This window comes from Neochlamydia sp. S13 (assembly GCF_000648235.2).
In the GTDB taxonomy this organism is placed as follows: Bacteria; Chlamydiota; Chlamydiia; order Chlamydiales; family Parachlamydiaceae; genus Neochlamydia.
Window position 1 is genome coordinate 1,115,175 of sequence record NZ_AP017977.1, and the last position, 25,628, is coordinate 1,140,802.

A 25,628-nucleotide genomic window follows, 5' to 3' on the forward strand; every position below is an offset into this window, starting at 1 on the left:
ATGAGAACGATTGACCTCGGTAAGAGCAGGGGAAGACTCTTTAGCAATCGGAAATGTAGCTGTCGACATAAAAGTCTCCTCGAAATAGGTATTCTTTACCTGTGTTTTTAACAAACGGCTCAATATATTTCACTACAAATGAAGATATGATCGAAGGCCTTGATTGATAATGACCTTAGGTAGATTGGGTAGGTTGAGCTTGAGAAGAACATATATTCTGATCTGATTCAACCCTTAATTGCCCCAGCGATTCAATAAATTCAAAATGTTTTTTTTCCACAGGAGTAATAGATAAACGGGAGCCTTTCTCTAAAATTTTTAGCCCTTCAAGCTGAGGGTATTTTCTTAACTCAGATAAAGCGATAACTTGGGAAAATTTCTTTACAAACTCTACTTCTACCATCATCCAAATAGGATGATCGGGGGTAGCTTGAGGATCATAATAAGGGCTATCTTTATCCCATGCGGTGAAATCAGCATGAGCTTCCCGGCATATTCGGCAAATACCTACTATACCTGAAGGCTTTGCATTGGAATGATAAAAAAGCACTAAATCACCCTCTTTCATCCTATCACGCATAAAATTGCGGGCTTGGAAATTCCTTACGCCCTCCCATTCTGAAAATCCTTCACGTTGTAAATCATCGATAGAAAAAACCGAAGGTTCAGTTTTCATTAGCCAATATTGAGTGTTAGAAGCCATATGTCCCACCATGACGTAATTTCAAATGATCAAGATAATTTTGTAGGATAATGATAGCCGCAACATTGTCAACAGATTTAGCACGTTTCTTGCGATTTAGCTTCCCTTCTTTCATCGTACGTTCAGCTTGAACAGATGTAAGCCGTTCATCCCAAGAAACTACAGGAATAGAGAGTAAATTTTTTAATAGGCTTATAAAATATTGAGTTTCATCTGCCAGATAACCTCTTTTTCCATTCATTAAAAGAGGCAGCCCTATAACTAGTTCGAGCAGAGTATAATGGTTAGCTTTTTGATGCTCTTCTAAAAGTAAAACCAGCTTTTTAGCAGTATCGCTTGTTTTTTTTTCACAGCCAAGCGTCATAAAAGGTAACGCAATCGTCTTACTCTCATCAGAAACAGCGATTCCTATGCGTGCTAATCCGTAGTCTAAAGCTGCGATGCGAGTGATCAAAGGCTTTTCTACTTGGACGTCGCTCATTTTTTGGCCTGATAATCAATCATGGCTTGCACAAAAGATTTAAATAGAGGATGCGCTTGGGTAGGTTTAGATTTAAATTCAGGATGAAATTGTACACCTACCATCCAAGGATGATCTTTAATTTCAGCGATTTCACATAGTGAGGCAGATTCCAGGGTACCAGAAATGATAAAACCAGCTTTTTCCATCTGCTCTTTATATTTGTTATTAAACTCGTAACGATGTCGATGCCTTTCAGAAATTTTGTCTTGTTTATAGGCATGATGGGCTTTTGATCCTGCCTTCAAATAACAGTTATAAGCTCCCAGCCGCATAGTACCGCCCATGTCTTGAACAACTTTTTGTTCACTTAGCAAAGAGATCACGGGATTCTTTGTAAAAGGGTCTACTTCGGTTGTGTTAGCATCTTCCAGCTTAACTACATGTCTTGCAAATTCTACGGCCATCACTTGCATGCCAAGGCAAATGCCAAAATAAGGAATTTTACGCTCGCGACAATATTTTGCCGAAAAGATTTTTCCCATCCAGCCTCTCTCTCCAAAGCCTCCTGGAACCAAATAACCATCGCATCCTTTGATTATATTTTCTAAATCCACTCCCTCTTCTGCTAATTTATCAGCTTCATAGCATTTGATTTCTAGCTTATAGCCTAAAGAAATAGCTCCGTGATGCAGAGATTCAAAAACCGATTTATAGGCATCTTGATGTTGTACATATTTACCAATGACTCCTACAGTAATCGTTCCTTTAGGGTGATGGATGGTATTAAGGATTTTTTGCCAATCAGCTAAGTCAACAGGCCTATTAGGCAAATGAAGCATTTCACAAATCATTGAGTCGAGATTTTGCTCATGTAGCTTTAAAGGAACTTCATAAATGCTCGATTCAACATCTGCTTCGTCAATGACTGCTCGGCGGCTAACATTACAAAAAAGGCTTAATTTATCTTTAACTTCTTCAGATAAAGGATTTTCACAACGACAGATAATAATATCGGCAAAAATACCAATTTCTCTTAAAACTTGCACAGAATGTTGGGAGGGCTTGGTTTTAACTTCTCCTGCCGCTTTTAAGTAAGGGACATAAGTCAGATGTATATTTAAGCAGTTGCCTTTATTTTCATTATGAAATTGACGGATAGCTTCTAAAAAAGGTAGCGATTCGATGTCGCCTACTGTTCCTCCTATTTCCACTAAAACAACATCAATATTTTCTTCTTGTTTAGTACAAATATGAATGCGTTGCTTAATTTCATCGGTGATATGAGGGATAACCTGCACTGTTTTTCCTAGATAATCTCCCTGCCTCTCTCGACGAATTACTGAATTATAAATCTGCCCTGAAGTGGCATTGGAAGCATGCGATAAAGGAGAGTTGGTATAGCGATAATAATGTCCCAGGTCAAGATCAGTTTCCGCTCCATCATCGGTTACATATACCTCCCCGTGCTGATAAGGACTCATCGTACCGGGATCTACATTTAAGTAAGGATCAAATTTAAGTAAGGCAATTTTGAGGCCTTTTTTTTCAAGCAGCATCGCAATAGAGGCAGCCGTCAACCCTTTACCAAGAGATGAACAAACTCCGCCTGTTATGAACAAATATTTTGTTTGCATAATAATAGTGACTCAATTTTTTTTATATCTTCAGGATGATCAACGCTAAGGCTTGCACTTTCGACTATCGCGGTTTTTATCTTATATCCATGCTCTAAAACTTTAAGCTGTTCTAGGTCTTCTGCTAGTTGCAGGGGAGTAGTCCCTAACTTACCATAGGTAAATAAGAATTCTCGACGGAATCCGTAGATTCCAATATGTTTAAAGTAAACCGTGCGAGGATCAAATTTTGCCGACGGATTACTAGGGATCAAGGAGCGGCTAAAGTAAAGAGCATTCCCTTGTCGATCTAAGCAGCATTTAACAACAAAAGGATTTAAAGCCTCAGCTTCTGAATGAATTTTCGTAACCGCTGTGGACATAACATTATTTGGATCTTGGAGCAGTAGCTGAACCACTTTATGAATGATAGAAGGTTCTAAGCAAGGTTCATCTCCCTGTATATTCACTACTATAGAGGCTTCTTTAAAGATAGGATTATTTTGTACAGCCTCAATTAGTCGATCTGAGCCGGTGGGACATCCAGAAGAAGTCATAACAACCTTGCCTCCAAAGCTTTCTACATGCTCAAAAATTCGTCTATCATCTGTCGCCACGAACACTTCATCTAAAGAAAGGCATTTTTTTGTGTTTTCGTAAGTTCGTTGGATGAGTGATTTGCCTAAAATACTTGCTAAAGGCTTTCCGGGAAAGCGAGTGCTCCCATAACGTGCGGGGATAACGCCGATAATTTTCGGTAATTTTGTTTCCGACATCTCTTCTCTTAAAATTTATAAAAAAGCAGTTTATTTCATTGGATCCATAAATTCAAGAGTTATTCGAAAAGGATGTTACTCCCTGCAAACCGCTGCTGTTTACACGAAGAAAACTACAATGGATTACAGGTTCTTTTTGATAGGGGAGGGAAAAAACTTATGGAGCTACAGCCATAGAAGGACGATAGATGAAAATTTCATAGCTTTTGCAAGTTAATAGAGCTTAAAGGTAAATTTTCTTGTATCTCTGTAGTCTTCTTATCATATTTAGCAAGTAATCCTTCAAAATAAGAAACTGAAGGATTTCTATAAATACTCACTATCTCTTTTTCTACGGCGGGAAAAATATCAGCTACATTTTTTAAGGTGATGGTATTGACATCGCGAGCAGGCTGATAATAAATCTCTCCATCAGAATAATAGTCTGTTGTTGAAAGAATTTTATAGTGGGTTAAGATTTTGATAATTTCTGCTAGCTTGATCTTGGCTACTCCAAACTTATCTGAAAGCTGATGAATAGTATAAGGGGTTTTGCCTTCACAAAAATTACGAATGCAGCTATAAATAATCATAAGAGCTAGCACGCGTCGACAAGTTAGGGTTTGAGGAGTGCCTTCACGCCTAGGCGCATAATTCCATGCCATAATCTCTGCTTGGTAGGCCAATTCGGCTCCAGCTAAAATGATCATCCAACTTAAATTTAGCCATATTAAAAATAAAGGCAAAGCTGCGAAACTTCCATAAACAGCCCCATAGCTAGAAAGTTTTAACTGTATGTTAATATAAAACGTTTGGATAAGCTGATAGACTGTTCCTCCTACAAGCACGCCAAGCATTCCATGTTTGAATGAAATCTTTCGATTAGGCAAAAAGAAATATAAAAAAGTAAATAACATCCAAGTTATCAAAAAGGGAAAAAAATGAATAAATAGGTATTCAAAGAAAACTACTTTTCTAGAAATTTCTACAATATGGGTTTTTAGGTAAATAGTTAGGCTACTTGAAACGACGAAAAATAAGGGGCATATAATAATGGCTGCAATATAGTCGGTAACTTTCCTTATCCAGGAGCGTGCACAAGGAATTTTCCAAATATCATTTAAAGCTTCTTCTACATTTCCCAAGATATTATAAACAGTCCATAGTAGTAATACCACTCCCACACCAGCAATCAAGGTACTACTCGTTTCTTCCAAAAGGCTATACGCAAAGTCAATCGTATAGTTAGCAATATCAGGCTGCTTGCTAAGTTGTTCTTTAATAACTTCTTCTAAAAAGGGGGCAAAGCCAAAGCCTCGAGCGAGGCCAAGAATTACGGCAAGCACGGGAACAATAGACATTAAAGTAAAGTAGGTTAAAGCTGCTGCACGTGCGTTGCAGTCATCTTCATAAAAACCTTTAACTGTATGACAAAATAGTTTCCATATTCTTTTCATAAATGCAGATTATATCAAATCTTAAACTTATGCAAGCACTTGCTAGTAATAACCTAAGTAAGAAAGGATGGCTTTATCTTTTACTTGCTGCTAAAAAGCGATATAAAACTCATACCTAAACCTGGTAGAGGCTCAACATTTTCTAGGCGAGGATTTTTTTCTAGCTTTTGCCATCTTGGCTTTAACCTTTAGCCTAATCGTTTTTTCATCTCTTTCAAAGAAATAGTACCCTTTGCTTCAATCTCTTCTAAAACTTTTTTTGCTTCATGAATATCTTGAGTATCCTCCTGGGCTTCTAAAGTTTCTAAATCCTCAATCGGTACTATCGCCACTCGTTTCTTGCGATTGGTAAGAAGAATACGTTTTTTATGGTAATTGACCTCTACAAGAATCTTTCCTAAGTCTTTTCTTGCTTGAGTAACTGAAATGCTTCTTATGTTCTTCATATTACCTCTCCTTTCACTATCCAGGTATAATATACCGAATATATAAAATATAAACTTATAAAATATTTTATAGACATGTAATTATTCTCCTAAACGGATGGAAAATAGATTCTTGAAAGAATTGTTAATTTTTCTTCTTAAGAAACATGAAAGGGGAGGACTACAGTGAGCGAGTGGATAAGAGCACAGATACACATGTGTCAGACAATTGAACCCATATTGGCCAAATGAAAAATGAGGGAAGGCTAGGAAAAAGCTATTTTAAAGATCATTTAAAAGGCATTTTCAAAGCCATATTGCCATGAAACTATCACCATTATAGAGGCTTAGAAATGTTAGACCTATAAAACCTTTGTCTACGATTTGTAGAAGCCGCAGGGCTGCTACATTTAATGCTTTTGCAAAGATTCCTTGCAAATAATGATTTTTCTCTCTGATTCTTCTAATATCGAGAGCCTTATATTATTTGTGGATTCTGGGATTTCGATAAGCTCTGATTTAAGCATAAGCTTCCTTTCTGAAAATGCTAAAGCTTCTTCAAGCCCTTTTTTAAGCCCTTCAAATAACTTACCCATTTTTAATCCTTTTTTTGATTGCTTTAGCTATTTGCTTTAACTCCAATTTCTCTTCTTGGGATAAATTTTCTTCCTCATCTTAGAGTAAATGAATCACAAAAAAAAACAATATGCCTATTTTATTGTAGTTCGTGGATGAGTCGAGGAAGTTCTGCAATTAGATAAAAAGGAATTGAGAGGAGTTTATTTTCAAAAGCTAACGGATTAGCAGAAATGCGTACTCCAATTCCAGAATTTTTTTCTTCTAGGAAAATTTTCAATGATTTTAATCTACCTGTTGTGCCAGCCTTGACTTCTACAGGAATGATTTTATTGCCTATAGGAATTACGAAGGCGACTTCTGCACTGCTATTTTTTTGTTCCCGAACCCAAAAGAATAAGCGTCCTTCATCTTTGCAGTCTGAGTAAGCAAGTAGTTCCTGGCCTACAAACTGCTCTGTTAGCAATCCTTGATTAATAAGCATGATATCTTCTTTAAAAAGAAGAGCTGTATCTAGAAAGCAAGCTCTCTTAACAAGCCCGACGTCAAGAAATAGCACTTTAAATTTTTTCTCATTTTGCGTCGTTACAAGAGGCAGCCCAGAGGCCGATGAATGATGAACCTGATAAAGAAGCCCTGCTTGGCAGAGCTGTTTTAAAGCTGTCTTAATTTCTCTAGGATGGACTGCAGGGTCTATTTTATTATATTTAAACCATGTTCCAACTAGGCTTGGTACTTTTTCAAAGAGCAAGATTAAATACTTATGTTGGGCTTTTGTCGCATATTTCCCAAAATCCCGACGATAGGTAGATAAGAGGTCGGATTGGACGCCTTGAGTTTGATAAAGGCTCTTAGTTTGAAGGTAAGCAGCAATCACAGCAGGCATTCCACCAAGAGCTATATATTCTCTTACTAGCTTTAATAGTTCATCATGAATAACTTTTTGAGGGAGATTTTGTAGGGATACTGTACCGAGATAATCACGCAGATTTTCTCTATCACAAGCACTCAGGAATTCATAAAAGGATAGCGGTCGCAAATAAAGAAATTGGATACGCCCAACTGGCATAGAAAATTTTTCATCATTAAGTACAAATTCCAATAGAGATCCTGCTCCAATTACATGAAGGTCAGGCATTTGTTCTTTAAAATAACGCAATGCTACAATTGCGTGCGGACATTCTTGAATTTCATCCAAAAATAGAAGTGTTTTACCTGGATGGATGATAGAGTTGGTAAGGAGCTCAATTGCAGAAACTATTTTTTCGGGCAAAAGCGTTCCAAAACAAGCAGTTGCTTCACGTCTCTGCTCAAAGTTAACTACTACCAAATTTTCAAATTGGTCTCTACCAAATTTTTCGATAATCCAACTTTTACCAACTTGTCTTGCTCCGCGCAATAAGAGCGGTGCTCTGATCGGGGATATTTTCCATGCAATCAGCTGCTTTTCTATCTCACGTTTCATAAATATCTTACCTAATCTTTCCCATTTTAGTGCTTTTTTTTGGACATATCTGTCAATTTTATGGGGTAATTTTATACGTTATTTGTCAATTTTACAAGGTAAACTTTATTTATTTCGATCTAAATCAATCTTAAAAATTTGCTCATTGCATCCATTTTAGAAAGAAAAATTATGAATTTTCTTTTAGTGTTGAGTTAAAAAACTGAAAATCCAAGAATTTTTGTTAGTGAGAATGAAAATTAGTTAAAAATTAAGAGTTTTAGCGTAGGAGGTAGCCTTCAAGATAGGTTTTTAAAGCAATTAAAAGAAGAAATTAAGCTTTTTAGTCTGAATAAAGAGGTTTGGGAGAATTTTGAGCGGCTAGCCAGTTGTAAATTAAACGCATAGTATGGTCAATTCCACATAAAATGGCGTTAAAACAAAACAATCTCCCAAACAGCTTTTAAGGTAATTGCGTCCCAGTTTGACATCATTTTTCATGTGGCCGATATGAGGTTCTATCGATTGGCGTCTTTTTTAGCTTAAGTTTTGATCCAATCAGTTAGGCCTTTTCTTTGCCCGGAAATAAATATGCTTTTGCCTTTCACATTATGGCCTCGATAATCTTTATCTACAAAAGCTACTTAGATGTCCTTGCCGCTATTATGCTGAGCTTTCTTAAGAGCTTCTTCAAGCGTGTGCCCATTGTAAGGGTTGCCATGGATGGCTCTGGCCTCTAAAGCTAACCCTTCTTGATGGGTAATCACTAGCGAAGCCTTACAGCCAAATTCATATTTTTTCTCAACATTTTTTCGATTTAAGGCTTAAAGTTACTTTTTGCCATTTACTTCCTTGCTGTACCAGTTTTTTCAACCATTTCTTAGCAGACAGGGGCTTAAAGTTTCTATCGGCTACTTCTGGATATTTTCTTGGCCTACTTCTAATGTTCTTGGTAGAATTTAAAGGAATATCGATAGGCCAAAAGCTATGATTTTCAGGAATTTGAGCTATAAAGGTTAGCTATCTTTTATCTAATTCTCCCAATAACTCTCGTTTTTCTCCATTACCGGCATCAACACTTCATAGGGAAAATTTTTCTTAAGAAAGCCATCTAAAAGATGCAAAGCAAGCTCCCATTTCTTTAAAAACTTGTACCTTGCCGGCGGAACTTTGGCTACCTGCATTCTTTTTTTACTTTTTGTCCAGCATTAGGGTAGGAATCATTCACCTATGATAGGAAAATGCTCTTTGCCTTTTTCACAGTAATGCCATGCTACGATTGATTGGCAATTGGCAATTTTCCCTAAAGCTCTACAATACTGCCGAGCTACCCCTACCGAAAACTTTCCTTTCTTGGGTGTAGAAGTGTCGTCTTAAGACAAGCGCTTCTTTTTTAAAACCCATACTTTTAACCATATGCTCAGCTAATTGTTGTGGTTGCGCTGCATAATCCCAAGGACTTTGATTGACAAATTGTTGAATAGCTTGTTCATTTCCCCCAGGAAGCCTTTTTGCCATAGGTTCGATAGATTTCCTTTCCCCATCCAATATTAATCCTGCTATGTACAATCTGCACCAGTGAACTCTTTCTGATCTTCCTAAGTGGGCTTTAAAAACATTAATCCATTCATTAAGTTGTTCGCCAATGGAATTTAATTGCTCTAGGTCCATTGCCCCCTCCTTGATTAATAAACCTTACCTACATTAATATCAGAGAGACACTTAATGAGGTAGTAATAAAGCCCTCAGAATAAGCCGTTTCTATATTACAATTCATTCTATAGTTTTTAAAAATATTGCTTATTAGGAAGATTTTGCAGCCATAGGGCTATTGGTTAAGATTCCTGAATATTCTTTATAACCAACAACATTGACTCGTGCATCCTTTCTATTCTGAGGCTTAGGTTTTACAACAATATCAATATCGTGCCCGAGCAAATTTAAAAAATGTATTAAGCGTTCTATAGAGAAACCTGCCAGCTTTCGATGCAACAATGCAGATACTTTGGGTTGATTGATTTGCATAATTGTTGCGGCTTTCTGCTGGGTAAGTTTTCTTTTTTTTATGATAGTGTCAATTTCCCATGCCAATCCGGCTTTAGTAAGTTCTTCTTCTGCGTTAGCAACTCCAATATCTGCAAAAATATTGTCACTATTAATTTCAAGCTCATTTCTTTCTATCTCTTGTTGTTTTTTTTTAATGACCATGTCAGTTAACCTCTAAATTTAAGCGTATCAAGCCATTCTTTGTATTTTTGAGGTGCAGTTCTCAATCTTTGCTCAACTAGATCAATCTCTTGCTTTGGAGTTTTGATGCCCGTCTTTGATTTTTTTTGAAAAGCATGAAGAATAATAACAGCTTTTTCCATTTGCACCATATACCCTGTTCGATAGGTACCTCGGGCATCACTTTGGACGATTTCAAGCACGGAACCACCCCTAAATCTCTTAAAAGGTTTAGTGCCTCTATGTTTTTCACCTTTTTGAGCAATGCATAAAGCATGGCCCATCTCGTTCTTCACTCCATCAGGAAATTCCATAAAGTCTTTTTTGCTAGATCCCATCTAGAGAATCGGTTTTTTTTAATCCATTGTTCGTCCACATATATATTATCCCAAAATTGAGATAACCTCTCAAAGGAAATCTAATAGCCAATCATAAAAAAGATTTAGATTTTCTCTAAAGTCATCAAGATATTTCCTGAAAATATTTTTTATTCCTTTTACTTTTTAATTTCTTTCTTTGCTTGTCTAGTGAGTATTATTGCATGTTGGCATTTACCATGTAGCGCTCCATTGGACTAAATTGCTTTAGTGAGCCAATTCTTTTCCTTGTGAGTAACGAATAAAAAGTGCTTCTGAAAAAACTTTTAAGCTTACTAATAAGCTTGATTGTAAATGAAAGTTTAAAAAAAGAGGTGATACACAAAAATTTGTTGACTAGATTTTTGGAAATTACTCATAGTGAACCTATCAAGCGTACAAGGTTTTAAACAAGCTTACAAGGTTTTAAATATGGTTAATTATCTTGCACTCTCTAAAGTTGATGTACCTGGCGAGCTCATCCAAAGTACATCAAGGCAATTACCTTTCTATGTTTCAACGAAAGATAAAGAAAAAACGACTCAATTGTTGAGGCTTTTTAAGAACACGAGCGAGGTAATGCCTTCTCGTATGGCTGAGTTATCTTTACCATCAGAGCATCAAATGTTTACTATTCGTTTAATTGATAAACTGTTTTTTGAAGCAATAAATGAATATCGACAAAGCTTTATTTATGCTACTGCCAAGGACATGAGCTATGTGCCTCTAGAAGATGGAAGCAATTTTACTTATGCTATGTGTGTAGGAGCTTGCCAATTTGCAACGAAAACACCAAATCTTCCAGTTGTTAAACAAATTATCGGGCCTATTCTTATGCTTTCTGGAGCCATATGGGGGATCTTAAAGAAAGACCGGTTTGCACGGATAAAAATAGCACAAGAGAAAAGCCTTCATAGAAAAAAGTGGTTTAAAGAAGTATTGATAAAAGAAGAGTTGCGCAAGCAAGCTGCTGTAGAATTAATTAACAAGAGAGCAAGAAATCTAAAAAGACAAATTGAAGAGCTAGGCGATGATTTAGTAGACGATGCCCTCATTGATGAGCTAAAAATACTAGATAAGTTCATGCATTACTTTTCTCCTAATACCCCTCTTTTGTTAGACGATATTCCTTTCAAAGAGTATATGGAACAAAAAGAAATAGATTAAAGAGAAAAATTAATTTAAATTGCAGAACACTAAGTTAATATAAGTTTTTTGTTTAAATGAAAAAGGCTTCAAAATCCTAAAATTATTTTTTCTAAACTAAAATTTAGGATAGAAGCTATGGAAAAGCAAATCATAATGATTTACTGCCTTTTTGACGAATATACTCAACCGCTTAATTATCATGATTGGCCAAATACTCGTTGGTCTTCATCTGAAGTCATGCTAATCCTCATTCCACGAAGGCGATTTTTTTATGAAAATGTAAGCAAAGCTAATTCCTTTGTGCTCGGCTATGTTTATATCAAGAAATTCTTTAGCTCGAATATCTTGGATCACCGGATTTACAGAATTTTCTCCCGGGGGAAAAGCTTCTTAAATTTATCCAAAGTTGGGAAAAAGTTAATGGATTGCCTTTTGGACATATGGTAGATGAACTTCCTGTTTCTGTATGCAGGAATATTCGAATTCACATGTGCTGTGTTTATCAAGGTAAAGAATTTAGAGAATGTAAGGTCAGGTAGCGAGAATGTTTTTAGGCGATAAAAGCAAATCAGATCAGTGCAGCAAAAGAAAGCCTCCGGCAGGCGATTCTTTGTCCTAAAAAACATGATAATGTTCGTTTTAAATACATGGACATTGATTTGCCGTGGGAAGCAGAGTTTACGGAATTTGGCATATCGTGATTACACCCATGAAGAAAAGTTGCCTAAAGAAAAGGAATTTAACTTAATGGCAGAAAGGCAAAACCCTTTTACCAAATCTATAGAAGTGGAAGATTATGTGTGATCAAAATACTTTCGAGGGAAACAGAGAAAGTACGTTTAGGCAATTGTCTAAATTTTTCCTAGAAAGATTCATGTTAGCCCTTTAAAAAAGTTGAAGTAATAACCTTGTGTTTTATTATTGCTTTTGTCACTAACATAATTAAAAGTTAATAATTTGCAAATTAAATTAATTATTTAAACATTATGATTTCCCAAATTAATTCCACTTTTTTTTCAAACGAACTTTCTTGCTCTCATGATAAGAGGAAAAAGGACAAGCTTTATTTCCTTCTCTCTTTTATTTGGGGGGGTAGTTTAGGAGCAGCCTGTCATTCTTTCTTAAGAAGTAAAAGGGTATTTCCAATTCCGCTGACAATAGGAATTTTAGCCGCGAATTGGATTATTTTTCCTTTTAAGCCTCGAGATGAATTTTACTATCCTGATATGAAAAGCAAAGAAAAAGCTTATCGCATTATGACTTATGTGCTAGGTATATTAACAGGGATATTTGTTTCTCTTCTATTTAACATTTCTGTTGATGCTGGGGAAAAACAAAGAAATAGTCCTTCTCTTTTATTGTTTTGCGAACCGATAGCAATCTTATCAATTAATCTTTTAGCTAACTATTTGTTATGGAAACGACCAGCTTCTAACAAGAAACTCAACGGTTATATTTTAGCGAAAACCTCAGTTTATTGGGGCGTTGAGAAAGTAAATCAGGTCTTCAAATATTTCACGCATTTGTCAGCAAATTTTTTGAAAGGACCCTCGGAACAAGTCTTACCTAGGATAAAACTTGAAGAGTTTGAGGCTTTAAAAAAGGAACACACTCAAATAGCTGCAATATTTGGTTATCTCAAAATCTTAATTGAAAATGATGTTAGGCTCCGTACTTCTCTTCAGGCAAGCTATAGTTGGCTCACTTTTCCAAAGATGAATAAATCCCAACCGTTTGAAAACCTCCTCGTCGAAGAGTGGATAATTGAGATGCAAAAGAGGGCTTATTGGATGAGTATCATAACCTATACAACCGAATTTTTGGAAAGCAATCCTATTTTCCGTGAAAATCTCATAAACAGTTTAGCCGAAGAAAATACTGAAAAAGCTAGAGAAGCTTTGCATTTTTTAAATGTGCATTGCATTAAACCTTAAAATTTGTTTAATTAATAAAAAATTTTCGTTCAAATAGAGCCGTTACAGTCATGTCGAAGCAAATTAAGAAGAGTTTAAAAACATGCTAATGCCTAAAAAATTATCGTTGGAAGCTGATCTAAATGCTTTAAAGGAAAAGGGGATAAAAGAGTTTAATTTTAATGGTTATCAATGGGGTGATCAAGAACTATTTTTGCTAGCAAAATATTGCCCTCAAATTGAGTCTCTCCATTTTTCATGCGAAATTTCTGACGAAGGTTTAAAGTCTTTAGCTCTATTTCCCAAGTTATCTAGTTTATCAATAGACCCGGCTTATAGCTTAAGTGAGGACGGTATCCTTGTTTTGGGCTCCCTTCCTCATTTAACTCATCTGCAACTTAATAACTGTCAAATCGATGAGCGTTTTGCCAAATGCCTTTCTTCTTCTCAAACACTTTTATCGCTCGATCTTAACAACTGCGAATATTTAATAGATCATGACCTTGAAACTTTATCTGGCTTGAAGCAACTGCAATTTTTATCTCTTGGTAATCAACCAGGATTGACAGATGAAGGATTAAAATGGATACAAAAACTTCAGTCTTTAAGTTATCTATGCCTTGCAAGGTGTACAAATATTACTAATAAAGGAATATCTTATTTAGCTTCTCTAAAGAATTTATTAGTTTTAAACCTCAAGGGGACGCATATCAATGATCAGGGGCTACAAACAATCGTCGCTCTTCCTCACCTGGAAGGGCTTTTTTTAGAAGAATGTGGGCAAATTTCGGATCAAAGCCTTAAAATTGTTGGAACTATTCATTCACTTAAAGAACTCTATTTGGAACACTGTGAGACAATTACTGATAAAGGTATTTCCTATTTAAAATTTTTGAAACAATTGGAACGTTTAAATTTAAGCGGCTGTGATATTACAAATACCGCTTTAGAAACTATTGGCACTCTATCATCCCTTATGTATTTGAACCTTAAAAGTTGTCATCAGCTCACAGATAAGGGTGGTCAGCCTCTCTCTCAGCTACATAATCTTAAGGAATTAGATCTTTCTTATTGTCAAGATATTGGCGATTTCACCATGGCCCATTTTAAATCTCTACCCCAACTTGAAGTTCTAAACTTACATGGATGCCTACTTATAACAGATGAAGGCTTAAAGGAAATTGCGCAGATAAGAAGTTTAAAAACTCTTAATTTGCGCAATTGTAGCAAAGTATCTGATGAAGGGTTCTGCTCTTTTAAGCAATTAACACACCTTACAGATCTTGACCTCACTTATTGTCAAAATATTAGTGATGCGACACTTGCCTTTATTAAAACCCTTTCTTGCCTTGAAAGACTTGTTTTATGGGGATGCAAAAAGATAACGGATAAAGGATTAAAGCACCTTAGCTTTTTAGAAAATCTAACGGAGCTTAATATCACTGGTTGCTATATGTTAACTGAAACAGGAGTTATAGCGCTTGTGCAAAATTTAAAAAATTTGTCCCGTCTTTATATGAAAACATCTCAAAATATTTCTCCTGTCTTAGGAACCACTCTTAGAGAGATACGACCCGACTTAGAAATAATTTTCTAAATTTAACCTTAGGAAAAAGTGAGAATATGACGCTAAATCCATTAAATCATTTAGATTCTTTGACAAACCCTCCTATCCTAACCCAAGAAAAGAAATTGACTAGAGACAATGCAGTAGAATTTCTTCGTGCTTTGGTTCCTCTCACCTTTCCCTTTAAGGATGAAAAAGGATGCTATATCCAGCTTTTCAAATTAGCAAATTATGGAATGATTGGCGTGATACAAAATCCTGAAAAGGATTTTTCTGTTATTCCAAAGAATAAAATTCGATCAGCATTTGATCCAGAACTTAAAGGCCACAGCTTGATGGCACGAATTGAAAATATTTCTCAAAGGAGGTGGGATTTTGTTTTTGATGCTCTTGATAGAGAACTTCTCATCTTGCCCCACTTAGAAGGGGCTGGTCGTTTTAGCAAAAATCTTCAAATTAGGCATATCAAAACAGGGAATGCAAGCCCTGTATCGCATTTAACAAAAGAAGAGCTCGTCAACAGATTTGAAGAAAAAGTGAAAGCTGGAAAATTTACAACTTCAGGCCCAGATCCAGCCAATGGGAAAGGAGCATACTATAATAAAAAAACAGGAGTTTTTTACCACATTGATCATCATAATCGGTTCGGAGAGCCTTCTCATATAGATGTATATCGAGATAATAAGCATCCTAGGTATAAATCACCGGTTGAATTTAGAGATAAATGGAGGTTTGCTTATAAAAAAGATCCTGATAAAAACTTTAAACCCGACCCTACACCAGGAAAGGCTCAATTTCATGAAACTTTACAAAAAACAGGGCTGACAAAGTCGTTTAACTCCTGTCACCAAGATCATCCAGCTCCTATAAAAGGAGGGGCAAGGGGTGAAATTGGAGGCGTCGGCTGCTCTGTCGAGTTAATTGAGGGGCTCTTCGATTCTCCTGAATCGCTATTTGCAACGGAGCACGCCTTCTTTATTCCGGCTTTTGAAGGAGAGGATGTGCCCTTTAACAGTCAAGAACTGAAACAAATCCTTCAAGAGCTTGCTTATGGAATCTATGTTCATGATACTGTCCCTTTCTTCAGCCTACATTTTAATACAAATGCCAACTTGTATCCTGTCATCCATCCTGCTTATGAAAATACTCTTGTGGGCCAGGTTTTTAGCATGCTTGATTATTTTATGAAAGGCTATCTCAATGGAGGAGTTTTTAAGGAAACATTTATTCACGAATGGCAAAAAAAACCTGCTCCAATTTCCATTAACAGCTCTACGCTACAGCAATTGATTAATCTTAAAAGCTATGCCGAAGCGCAACTTAGCGGGGATGGTCAAACCTACAACTCAGTAAGATCTCTACTAAAAGCTTTAGAAATGAGCAGCTTAGAAATAATAAAGGAAGAGCTTAGTGGACGTGTGCATGAAGCTTGGGATGATAGCTATCTAAAGGAAAATCCCATTTTCAATGATTATACAAAATTCACAAACTCCTTTCGAATAATTGCCAAACAAAAAGGGATTTATCAGTCAAAAGGATTATTTGTCCTTAGCCCAGATTTTGATGTTCAATATACCGTTGAACCTCATCCCGATTATCAGCAAGCACTCGAAGAATATTACAAATTAAATGGCTGCTATCCTGCGGCTTACGATAAGCTAATTCAAGTTTATGAATTCATGAAGCAGCAAATTCATAATCACATGGTGAAAATGCCATTTTGCCGTAAATATTTTGCTATGCTAGGAGTAATTAATTTCTTTTCTTATTACTTTATGACCTTGAAAAAACATCGCAAAATTCCTTTTTTACCAGAAGTAGAAGTTAAAGCGGCCAGTTGCCCGACCCTCTTCCCCCCCCTTCCTCTTTTAGAGCCGCGTGAGGAAGAATTAAAAATCAATCTTTTCAAAATTTTTCAAACGTTCGTTAATCAAAGTGAGACCTTAATTGGCCGGTTTCTCTCCCATCAGACAAGCACTATTGAAAACGATCGAATGAAGAGTGATTTTAAAAAAATCCTTCAAAAAGAAATTTATGGAAATGCTTCGCCTTTTCTGCAGCAAGACATGCTAGCTAATGAAACAAAATATGAAGTTCATATCGAGCAATGCACGAGCGAAATAGATATTTTAGAAAACATCAAGAATTTATTTGATCAATGTAAGCAAGCTCTTTTAGAAAACAGTGGGCAAAATTACAAGCTGATAAATGAGATAAACAATAATCCACATATAATCATTCAGCGTTTTTTTAAGGTATTGCCTAGTATATTTAAAAACCAAAATAAACTAGAACCGATTGGGAGACTTACTCTGGACTGTTTCATCTTACCCAGCGAACAATCTGCAAAAGAGATCGAAACGGGTAAAAGAATTGTCGGAGGATGTGGAATGAATACATCCTCACTAAAAGTTAAACCTTCTTGGATGAGCCATCAAATTTTAGAACAAATGGGGGGAGCACTTCAAAATACCAAAAGGGGAGAGTGTTTAGCAGTTGAAAGTCATCATCCTAATGAACCTAAAGGGATAATTTTTAAACTTGGCTTCGATAATATGAGTCTGGATTTTGGAAAAAATGACCAAGATTTTCCTTTTTTTATTCCTTCCTCTAGCCAACTAATGCGAAAGCTTTTGCAAGCGATTACTCAAGACAACGAAGAAAATTTTGTTGATCTGATTCAAAATGTTGCATTAGATGACATGCAAGACCGTGAGGGTCGTTCTTTACTGCATCATAGTGCAAGTGCAAGAAATTCTGCTTTCACCATTGCTCTGCTAAAGAAAGGCTTATCTCCACATGTAGGCGACAATAAAAACTATCTTCCCGTTCATTATGCTGCCATGCATGGGCATTTAAATCAGTTAGAAGTTTTAACAGAGAAATACCCTCAGACCATAAATGCTGTGAGTAATCAAGGAGCAACCCCTTTAATCGTCGCTATTCAGCACAAACAATCCAAAACAATTCAATGGTTAATACATCGAGGAGCATGGGGCGATGCCATGCTAAATGATGGCTATACGGCACTGCATTGTATTGCCCATCAAGGCGATTTAAAATCTATAAAAATCATATTAGAGCAGTCAGAAAAAGCTGTGAAAATAATTAATGCGGAGACCAATGAAGGCATTACTCCTCTTATGATTGCTTGTGCAGGAGGCTCATATTCCTTAGTCGATTATCTTCTAAAAAAAGGTGCTGATCCGAAAAAAAGGGCAAAAAATGGAAAAACAGCATTGGATTATGCTCTCAAGCATGATAATTTACAGCTATGCCAACTTTTGACTCCTCAATCAAGCTTGACTCCTTTTACCATTGAGATGGCCATCAAAAAGAATTCGCTAGAGATTAATCAACTTTTAAGCCAGCTTCCTGGCTATCTAGACTATAAAAATGCCATACGAGATACCCCACTACTTATGGCTCTTCGCTATGCTCATCTTCCAGTGGCAATGAATATTCTAAATTTAATTACAGATGTGAGGGATTTAAGTACCAAAAATAAACTCAAAGAATCCCCCATCGAATTGGCCATTAGAGGTAAGTTTTATCCATTTCTTGAAGTTTTATTAGAACGTGGTGCTGAAATTACTCCTCAACGCCTTTTTAAACTTTTGCTGCAAACAGGTTACAAGGGAGGTTCTCCTTTTATTGACTCAATTTTTAAAAACACCCATTTTACTCAAATTGAACTGCAGGATTTGTTATTATCGGCTGCTAAAGCTGGTAATCACGTTGCTATTTCCAATCTCTTAATTCCTCAAGGAGTAAATTTAGACACTATAAAAGATACTAAAGGGTGGAAAATTGAACATTATCTTGCTCAATCCGATGGAATTTATTTATTCAGAAAGCGTTATCAACAAACGAAAGACCCTCTTCAACCTTTAGCAGCAGAAGGAGGCAAAACTCTTCCCTATCTTGCAGGCGAGAATGGAAGTAAGCGAGTTTTTAGTTTCTTGCTTGGGCAAATAAAGAAAAGAGGCTTACCTTTAATCAATCATTATCAAGGAAGACATTTATTTTACAGCGTTTTAGAAAGGGGTGAGGTAGATCTCATTCGTTTATTTGTTGAAAAATTTGGTGCTTCTCATCTTGTTAACCAATCAATTGAAAATGGAAAAAATTTTCTCCCTGTTCATCTTGCTGCTCGAAGCATTTCAAGCAAAGTCTTAGGTTATTTATATAGCTGTGGAGCACAATTAAATGTCAAAGATGACCAAGATCGTTATCCTCTCTTTTATGCTGTTCAAAGCAAAAGAGAAGAAAACGTTGCATTTTTGTTAGACGAAAATCATCGCAACCCCATTACTCCAGATGTCATTTTTTGTGCTGCTTCTTTCGCGAAAGAAGAGATATTAGATACACTTATCAAAGCAGGAGCTGACTTGAATCAGCCAAGCTATTTCACAGGTGATACAGCCCTTTTGCTTGCCATTAAGGCCAAGGACATTAGAGCTTTTTTGAGATTAATTGATAGGGGAGCCTCTTCCGCTTACCAAAATCAAGAGGGTTGGACACCCTTATTACTTGCTGCCAAAGAGGGTCAATCAGAAATGTTAGAGATCATTTTGACTAGAAATCCAGATGCTAAGCGAGAAAAAAGAATGGGTCATAACGCCTTACATATTGCTTGTCGAGAAGGCCACGAACATTGTGCTGAAATTCTGATTAACCGTGGATTTTTAATTGATGAAGAAAATGGAACTAAGCTTACTAGTCTTTCTTTCGCAAACAATCGTTATGCTGTGAAAGCTAAGCTAGGAATTAATCCAGAAAGAGAAAATTATCAAAGTTTGACCGAAAAGCTGTATGATGCCGTTTCTAAGCAAGACCTTGCTTCTATTTTAGAAGTATTACCTCAATGGCCAATTAATACCTATTTTACCATAAATTTAAAGGGGTTCAGCTTGCGAGGTACGCTTTTACATCTCATTTTAAAAGCTTGCGTTTATTCTAAAACTAAACAACTCAATCGTTTAATTATAGCTCTTACTAAAATTAGAGAATTTAATCCTCATTTAATAGATTGTGAGGGCAATTCATATGCGCATTTGATGATCAAAAACACTTCTTTAGATCCAACTCAATTCGATGTGTTTCCTTTGGATACAACCAATCATCAAGGACAAACGCCTTTGCATTTTGCAGCTGTCGCAGATAATATAGAGCTCTTGAAAAATCTCATCAAAAAGCTCGGCCCTTCTAAAGTAGATCCTGTAGATCATCAAGAGCTTACCCCTCTTTTTTATGCCATTAAAGAAAATAAACGCGAGCAAGTTAAAGCACTATTGAAAGGGGGCACTAATGTTGAATTCTGTAACGCTTCTGGAATCACACCTTTGATTTTTGCTTGTCTAAAAGGCAATTATCCTATTATTCGTCTCTTAATTAAATTTAGAGCAAATGTCAATCATAGAGCAAGTCACAGTGATAAAAAAGGGAGGAGTTTTTTGACTCCTCTATCGGCTTCGCTCTTATCTAAAAATGAAGAAATTACTCTTTTTCTTTTATTTCGTGGGGCACAATTTAATCAAATGAGCGATGAGGGGCAGTTTATTGGACATATTGCTGCGACTCGCAATAAAATTTACATTTTACGTTTTCTTGCCGAGCAAGGATTATCGATTTCTACTTATGATGATCAAGGATTACAGCCCATTCATGCTGCAGCTTTAGCAGGTAAGATCAAAGCTATGAAATTTTTGCTCTCTCAAGGTATTTCAGTTGAAACTCCTGTTTTAGATACAGAAAAGGTACAGCACACACTTAAAGAAACCACACCCCTCCTTTTGGCAGCCAAACAAGGAACAGTAGAAGCAGTCAAATGGCTTCTTGAACATGGAGCAAACCCACATAAAAGAACTTCTGATGGTGTAGATATTTTGCAAAGCCTTATCGTAAATAGCGCGGGTAATACTCAAAGATTGATCACCCTCTTCCAAGAATATCTGCTAATAAACGACCTTAGCCAGCTGTTACCAGCTATTTGCTTGGCAATTGCAAAGGACTACATTGATCCCGTGAAAATTTTGTATGCAATGGGTATTCCCATTTCTTCACGGCTTGATCATGGATTGACAGGTCTACACTATGCTTGTCAATTCGGTGCTTTGCATGTCACCGAGTTTTTTCTCAAGCAAGGAGCTGACTGGAAACTTTGCGATGATACGGGTCAAATCCCTCTTGAGTTAGCTGCTGCTAATTCATCGTCTGAGCAATTTAAATTGATGCTCGACTTCATTAATCCTTCTTTGGACTATCAAAATAGCAAAGGGGAAACATTAATGCATCTAGCAACACGAGCTGGTAATTTGACTCATGTGATGTTATTAATTGACCAAGGAGCTGATTTTGATATCCAAGATTCACTGGGAATGACACCTTTGCACATTGCCGCTGAAAAAGGGTTTAAAGAAATTGTTGAATTGCTAATGATTTGTGGCGCCGATCCTAAACTCAAAACTAGCTTTAACTCATGTTCTCCACTAGAACTTGCAACAATTGATGTAAAGGAATGTATAGACCGTCTTCTTTTAATTATTACCCAAGCTCCTCAAAACAATACCCCTCTTCATACTGCTGTTCTCGCAAATAACCCTTTAGCTATTCAATTGACGCTTCGACATTTTCCAGTCAATCAAAGAGATGCTTTGGGTAGAACAGCTCTTCACAATGCAGTATATACTGAGAATTTAGAAATTATTCGTCTCCTATTAAACCAAGGAGCTAATGTCCATGAAGAAGATTTAAATGGAGTTACTCCTTTGATAGTAGCTCATAAAGAGGTTATTAACCCAAAGGTAGAGCAATTCCTTGAAAAATTTAGTAGAAATTCTGATTAAATTGAGAAGCTCTCGAATAATTTTAGAATGGCTTTTAAGTAGAAATTAAAATGAGCACTACTCCTTGCTAGGATAAGCATGCGGAGTCGAGTGTTCCATTTTGGGTAAGTCACAGGGGATGTTCACTTAAATAAAAATAAAAAAGAATCGTAACCCTTACAGTTTGAATATCGCCCTCTCAATGAAAAAATGATGATAAGAAGGAAAAAATGAATCCTATTGAAATTGATCCTGTGCAATGGCTTTCTGGTACTGAAAGATCTACTTTCCAGCAATTGACAAGTCCTTTAAAAGAAATCCTTGAGCAGTATTTGCATCAAATAAAAGGAGACGAAATAGATATTGTCTCTGTTGCCTTAGGTGCTATTCGGGTAAGTCATGAACCAAATGAATTGTTTCTTAAACAACGGGAAAAATTCTTTGTTTGCCTCCTTTCAAACGCGAAATTTCAAACTCAACCCACATGGAATAAAGTTCTTGAAATTGCTCAAAAAGGATTTTTAGGTGAATTTCTGCATCAGATCGACAATAAAAAAAAAGCCTATCATTCCATTAAAACCCTTATTTCTTTGGTCGATCAATTTCATGCAGATAAGCTGCCTACTTTAATCCATAGAAAACAAAAAAGCCAGCTCTCCAATTCACTTAACATCCCAGAATCTTCTCTAATTCTACAAGCTTACACCCAAATCTATGACTGTCAAACCTATTATGCTTTGCCAAAATTGATTGACGAGTTTTTATCTCATCTCTCAACTCATCAAAAATGGGGAAGCGAAACTTACGCTTGTCTTTTTTACTCCATTAACATTACCTATAACACTAAATTTGATGAATTTGAGAAACTTAAACTGTATAAGACTCTTTTTTCTCTGCATTCTCCAGAACGATTAATGGTGTTTGAGCACCCCTCTGAGGTAGATGTTAAGGAATTTTTGAGTTTATGCCTAAGCCTAAAAAACAAGATAGGGGAAGAATTATTGGATGATTATTTAACTTCCTTAAATCAAACAACTGAATGGACCTTGAGCCAGGCCATAAAAAACTTGAAATTCTTATTAAAAATAAGAAAAAATGATGATTTTTATACCTTAATAGATCAATGGAAAAATCAACGCCTTGAGTGGAATTTTTTAGTTACGCTTTCTAAAAATCAACTTAAGCCAACATCTTCAGATGAGACCTTTTTTCAAGATCCTATTTCGCAGCGTTTGATAAGATTTAAGCGAGATCCTACGATAACGCAGGCTTTAAACGATAGAGAACTACACCTCATTTTTCGTCAGTATCAAACCATTGAAAAATTATGTACCCAGTATAAACAGCTGGAATTTCATGAACTCTTGAAGCAGGCCTACTCAATCCGCAACTTAGCCAAAACAGCTTCCATTAATGAAGAGAATCGCCTTAACTTGATTGCTATCGGTCGTGTCGCCATCTGGCTAGAGTTTGGTATTTATCCTTTTAGTACGCAAATACTTGCGCTTTTAGCTCTTCTGCTTGATGGAAAAAGCCGACAGGGACAAGTTAAAACAGGAGAGGGCAAATCAACAATTATTGCTCTCTGGGCTTTCGTCATGGCTATGGAGTGTCGCGCTATTGACGTTATTACCTCTGCTCGTTACCTTGCAATTCGTGATCACGATAAATTTGCCACCTTTTTTAAAAAATGTGGGATTACCATAAGCCACATTTGCCGTGACCGAAAAAGGCCTGAAGACTTTGAAGCACAGATCCTTTATGGGCCAGCATTTGATTTTGAATTTGCCTGGATGGAAGATATGCTTTGGGGGTCAAAACTCTATCAACAAAGGTTAGAAATTCCCTATATTCACCGCAATTTTGATGTTGTAATGGTTGATGAGTCGGATAATCTTCTAGTTGATAATGCCCAAAATGGGGCAAGGTTGGGTTGTCCAACCACTAATTCTTATGAATGGATTTATGCTCCAATCTTACTTTTTGTACGTGAGCATAAGGAAATAGTGAAAGAGAATCAAAGCCAAGCACTTATTTTATTAAAATCCTTTTTAAATCATACATTAAATCTAGAACAACAAAGAATGGTTAACCAGCTCCAAGATGATCAGCTCCAAACTTGGCTCAGGTCAGCTCATCATGTCTTATTTGAATTAAGCTTGGATAAGGAATATATCATCAAAGTAAAAAAGACTCATCAAGGGCATGCGGAACGAACCATTCAAATTGTTAACCTTGACACTGGGCGAGTATCAGAAAATAGCCGCTGGGCAAATGGAATTCATGAATTTTTAGAGGTTAAACACGACATTCTCGTCGAAAAAGAAACTTTGACTCCTCTTTCCTTGTCTCATGCTGTTTTTTACAAATTTTACCATACAATTACGGCCTTGACAGGTACAGCAGAAAGATTTCAAACTAAAGAGATTTATCACATTGAGAGTTTTGATGTTCCCCCACATCGTCCCTTACAAAGACAAGATTTTCCTATTCTGTTTGTTCCAACAACTGAAAAATATCATTTAACCATCTTACAAAACGTTAAGCAATGCATCCAGATAGGACGCCCCTGCTTGGTCTTATGTGCTACAATTAAGGAGACAAAAGAACTAGCTACACACCTCTTAAAAGAAAAAATACACGCTCAAATTCTAAATGAAGTACAAGAAGAACTCGAACATGTAATTTTAAATCGGGCAGGGGAGGCACGCATGGTAACGATTGCCACAAATACAGCAGGTAGGGGAACAGATATTGTTCTTAGTCAAGAAAGCTTACAAAATGGGGGATTGCATGTTCTGCTAACATTTTATCCAGATTCACAAAGAGTCGAAGATCAAGCAATTGGTCGGGCGGGTAGGCAAGGACAGCCAGGGTCTTCACAAATTATTGTAAATAAAGAATGCCTAGAAATTAAAGAGTTGATCAGCCAACAAGAAGAGGATTTAACAGATACTGTCCTTATCAATTTGCTAAAAAGGCAACGCGATTTAAAGGAAAAAACCTTGGCAACAGTCCAAGTTTTCCAAGCAGAATTGCAGCGCTTTCTAGCTGCAAAAACAGAGCATTTTTTTTCAATTTTTCGACAATGGAGTGATCATGTAGCTCAAGATAGCACCTTAGATAGGTATGCTGAAAGACTTTGCTCCTTAAGAATAGCGTCTAAAAAAAGTATTGATTTTTCTTCTTTGGCTGGATTGGATCTTGTCTTGGCTGAAGAGTGCTTATCTTTATTAATAACCAAAAGAGGACAGCTAGCATGGAAAATTTTTCTAAAAAAAATTGTAGAAAGGTTAAAGGAAAAAGCAATTGAAGAGTGGGTCAAAAATTTCTTCGAAAATGCTGAGGAACAACTAATGCGCATCGCTCATATATTAGGTAAATTAAAATTAGAATTAGATCAAACTTTTGAAGTCAATTTACAAGATGACTCTCAAGCTTTTTCTAATCAGGAGAAAAGAGACTTATTTCACCTTATTACGGAACATTTTTTAAGGAATATAGAAGAGCACACAGAAGCCACAAAAAGAGAAATTAATCAAAAATTTGACGCTCACCAGCTAAAATGGAATAATTATTTCTCTTTAGATGGTTCAGGACTTTTAATTTACTTGAAAGAAATTACAAGCATTAACTTTTTGCCTATTCTAAAAAGATAACTTATACGCTTTTAATCTACTATTTATGCAGTCACGTACTTCATAAACTCCCTTTTGTTAAGCAGAGGGACATCTTTCAGAAGGTGGGGTATGCAGACTAAGGTGCGCCACGAACTTTGACAAGCCAACGGCGGGTCAAAGATGCTGTACAAGAGATTAGGGAAGGCCCCTAGTAACCGATGACTTAGGCATAGGTTACAAACCACCTTAAGCTGCATGGGTAAAGAGCCCATGTGGTGAGCGTTAAGGAAAAGGTATAGCAAGACTATATCAGGTGAGAGTTAAGGAGACGAATGCAAATGAATCACTGATGACGTGTCGAAAGCATAGGGATGATGTCAAAACTGGGGGGTCTTAGTTAACCCAGGACAAATCTAAGGGAAACCTAATATTAACTGCTTAGATGGCATCCGGCATAAAGGTGACGTGAACTTAACTACAGGCTCTTATACGGAACGTGGGAACCTGTCGCCTTGATGAAAAGGGAGAAGTTCA

Annotated in this window: 16 protein-coding genes and 1 pseudogene; 5 read left to right on the plus strand and 12 right to left on the minus strand. The window is 36.4% G+C overall.

What is annotated here, in order from left to right; all coding sequences use genetic code 11:
* Positions 1–175 precede the first annotated feature (175 nt).
* From TY21_RS04270 to TY21_RS04325, 12 genes and pseudogenes are all read right to left on the minus strand, one after another.
* Positions 176–703, minus strand: coding sequence for an EVE domain-containing protein (locus TY21_RS04270; protein WP_042238818.1), 528 nt, complete (start codon positions 701–703; stop codon positions 176–178).
* A complete protein-coding gene (gene ruvX / locus TY21_RS04275; protein ID WP_042238821.1) occupies positions 693–1,184 on the minus strand; it encodes a Holliday junction resolvase RuvX in 492 nt (163 codons plus the stop codon). The genes TY21_RS04270 and ruvX overlap by 11 nt, the downstream gene beginning before the upstream one ends.
* Positions 1,181–2,800 carry a CTP synthase gene (locus TY21_RS04280; RefSeq protein ID WP_042238823.1) on the minus strand — a complete coding sequence of 540 codons (1,620 nt, stop codon included), beginning with the start codon at positions 2,798–2,800 and terminating at the stop codon, positions 1,181–1,183. The genes ruvX and TY21_RS04280 overlap by 4 nt, the downstream gene beginning before the upstream one ends.
* Positions 2,776–3,555: a 3-deoxy-manno-octulosonate cytidylyltransferase gene (gene kdsB, locus TY21_RS04285; RefSeq protein WP_042238826.1), complete on the minus strand. Its 780-nt coding sequence runs from the start codon at positions 3,553–3,555 to the stop codon at positions 2,776–2,778. The genes TY21_RS04280 and kdsB overlap by 25 nt, the downstream gene beginning before the upstream one ends.
* 197 nt (positions 3,556–3,752) lie before the next feature.
* A complete protein-coding gene (locus tag TY21_RS04290; RefSeq protein ID WP_042238828.1) occupies positions 3,753–4,991 on the minus strand; it encodes a YihY/virulence factor BrkB family protein in 1,239 nt (412 codons plus the stop codon).
* Between the two features lie 188 nt (positions 4,992–5,179).
* Positions 5,180–5,437: a type II toxin-antitoxin system prevent-host-death family antitoxin gene (locus tag TY21_RS04295; protein ID WP_042238831.1), complete on the minus strand. Its 258-nt coding sequence runs from the start codon at positions 5,435–5,437 to the stop codon at positions 5,180–5,182.
* A gap of 389 nt (positions 5,438–5,826) precedes the next feature.
* On the minus strand, positions 5,827–6,012 hold the full coding sequence (locus TY21_RS04300) for a hypothetical protein (protein ID WP_042238833.1): 186 nt from the start codon (positions 6,010–6,012) through the stop codon (positions 5,827–5,829).
* A gap of 119 nt (positions 6,013–6,131) precedes the next feature.
* Positions 6,132–7,457: an ATP-binding protein gene (locus tag TY21_RS04305; RefSeq protein ID WP_042238835.1), complete on the minus strand. Its 1,326-nt coding sequence runs from the start codon at positions 7,455–7,457 to the stop codon at positions 6,132–6,134.
* 623 nt (positions 7,458–8,080) lie between these two features.
* Positions 8,081–8,203, minus strand: a complete 123-nt coding sequence (locus tag TY21_RS11650; protein WP_255501522.1) for a hypothetical protein — start codon at positions 8,201–8,203, stop codon at positions 8,081–8,083.
* 498 nt (positions 8,204–8,701) lie between these two features.
* Positions 8,702–9,002 (minus strand): annotated as a pseudogene (locus TY21_RS04315) (transposase); the annotation flags it as partial.
* A gap of 237 nt (positions 9,003–9,239) precedes the next feature.
* Positions 9,240–9,644, minus strand: a complete 405-nt coding sequence (locus TY21_RS04320) for a helix-turn-helix domain-containing protein (RefSeq protein WP_042238838.1) — start codon at positions 9,642–9,644, stop codon at positions 9,240–9,242.
* A 5-nt stretch (positions 9,645–9,649) separates the two neighbouring features.
* Positions 9,650–9,976: a type II toxin-antitoxin system RelE/ParE family toxin gene (locus TY21_RS04325; protein WP_197725086.1), complete on the minus strand. Its 327-nt coding sequence runs from the start codon at positions 9,974–9,976 to the stop codon at positions 9,650–9,652.
* A 474-nt stretch (positions 9,977–10,450) separates the two neighbouring features.
* On the opposite strand from TY21_RS04325, the gene TY21_RS04330 reads away from it, so the two are divergent.
* From TY21_RS04330 to TY21_RS04350, 5 genes are all read left to right on the plus strand, one after another.
* Positions 10,451–11,185, plus strand: a complete 735-nt coding sequence (locus TY21_RS04330; protein WP_042238844.1) for a hypothetical protein — start codon at positions 10,451–10,453, stop codon at positions 11,183–11,185.
* A 1,208-nt stretch (positions 11,186–12,393) separates the two neighbouring features.
* Positions 12,394–13,101, plus strand: coding sequence for a hypothetical protein (locus TY21_RS04335; RefSeq protein ID WP_130589533.1), 708 nt, complete (start codon positions 12,394–12,396; stop codon positions 13,099–13,101).
* 82 nt (positions 13,102–13,183) lie between these two features.
* The gene (locus TY21_RS04340) at positions 13,184–14,677 is read left to right on the plus strand and encodes a hypothetical protein (protein WP_042238851.1); all 1,494 of its coding nucleotides are present in this window, start codon (positions 13,184–13,186) and stop codon (positions 14,675–14,677) included.
* 26 nt (positions 14,678–14,703) lie between these two features.
* Complete coding sequence (locus TY21_RS04345; RefSeq protein WP_042238853.1) at positions 14,704–21,495, plus strand: ankyrin repeat domain-containing protein; 6,792 nt, start codon at positions 14,704–14,706, stop codon at positions 21,493–21,495.
* A gap of 209 nt (positions 21,496–21,704) precedes the next feature.
* Positions 21,705–25,133, plus strand: coding sequence for a hypothetical protein (locus TY21_RS04350; RefSeq protein WP_042238856.1), 3,429 nt, complete (start codon positions 21,705–21,707; stop codon positions 25,131–25,133).
* The last annotated feature ends 495 nt before the right edge of the window (positions 25,134–25,628 follow it).

Excerpts from the sequence above, each read along its gene's own strand:
- TY21_RS04300 (WP_042238833.1), bottom strand. The coding sequence starts at position 6,012 with ATGGGTAAGTTATTTGAAGGGCTTAAAAAAGGGCTTGAAGAAGCTTTA.
- TY21_RS04340 (WP_042238851.1), top strand. The coding sequence starts at position 13,184 with ATGCTAATGCCTAAAAAATTATCGTTGGAAGCTGATCTAAATGCTTTA.
- ruvX (WP_042238821.1), bottom strand. The coding sequence starts at position 1,184 with ATGAGCGACGTCCAAGTAGAAAAGCCTTTGATCACTCGCATCGCAGCT.
- TY21_RS04345 (WP_042238853.1), top strand. The coding sequence starts at position 14,704 with ATGACGCTAAATCCATTAAATCATTTAGATTCTTTGACAAACCCTCCT.
- TY21_RS04305 (WP_042238835.1), bottom strand. The coding sequence starts at position 7,457 with ATGAAACGTGAGATAGAAAAGCAGCTGATTGCATGGAAAATATCCCCG.
- kdsB (WP_042238826.1), bottom strand. The coding sequence starts at position 3,555 with ATGTCGGAAACAAAATTACCGAAAATTATCGGCGTTATCCCCGCACGT.
- TY21_RS04280 (WP_042238823.1), bottom strand. The coding sequence starts at position 2,800 with ATGCAAACAAAATATTTGTTCATAACAGGCGGAGTTTGTTCATCTCTT.
- TY21_RS04295 (WP_042238831.1), bottom strand. The coding sequence starts at position 5,437 with ATGAAGAACATAAGAAGCATTTCAGTTACTCAAGCAAGAAAAGACTTA.
- TY21_RS04350 (WP_042238856.1), top strand. The coding sequence starts at position 21,705 with ATGAATCCTATTGAAATTGATCCTGTGCAATGGCTTTCTGGTACTGAA.
- TY21_RS04270 (WP_042238818.1), bottom strand. The coding sequence starts at position 703 with ATGGCTTCTAACACTCAATATTGGCTAATGAAAACTGAACCTTCGGTT.
- TY21_RS04335 (WP_130589533.1), top strand. The coding sequence starts at position 12,394 with ATGAAAAGCAAAGAAAAAGCTTATCGCATTATGACTTATGTGCTAGGT.
- TY21_RS04330 (WP_042238844.1), top strand. The coding sequence starts at position 10,451 with ATGGTTAATTATCTTGCACTCTCTAAAGTTGATGTACCTGGCGAGCTC.
- TY21_RS04325 (WP_197725086.1), bottom strand. The coding sequence starts at position 9,976 with ATGGAATTTCCTGATGGAGTGAAGAACGAGATGGGCCATGCTTTATGC.
- TY21_RS04290 (WP_042238828.1), bottom strand. The coding sequence starts at position 4,991 with ATGAAAAGAATATGGAAACTATTTTGTCATACAGTTAAAGGTTTTTAT.
- TY21_RS04320 (WP_042238838.1), bottom strand. The coding sequence starts at position 9,644 with ATGGTCATTAAAAAAAAACAACAAGAGATAGAAAGAAATGAGCTTGAA.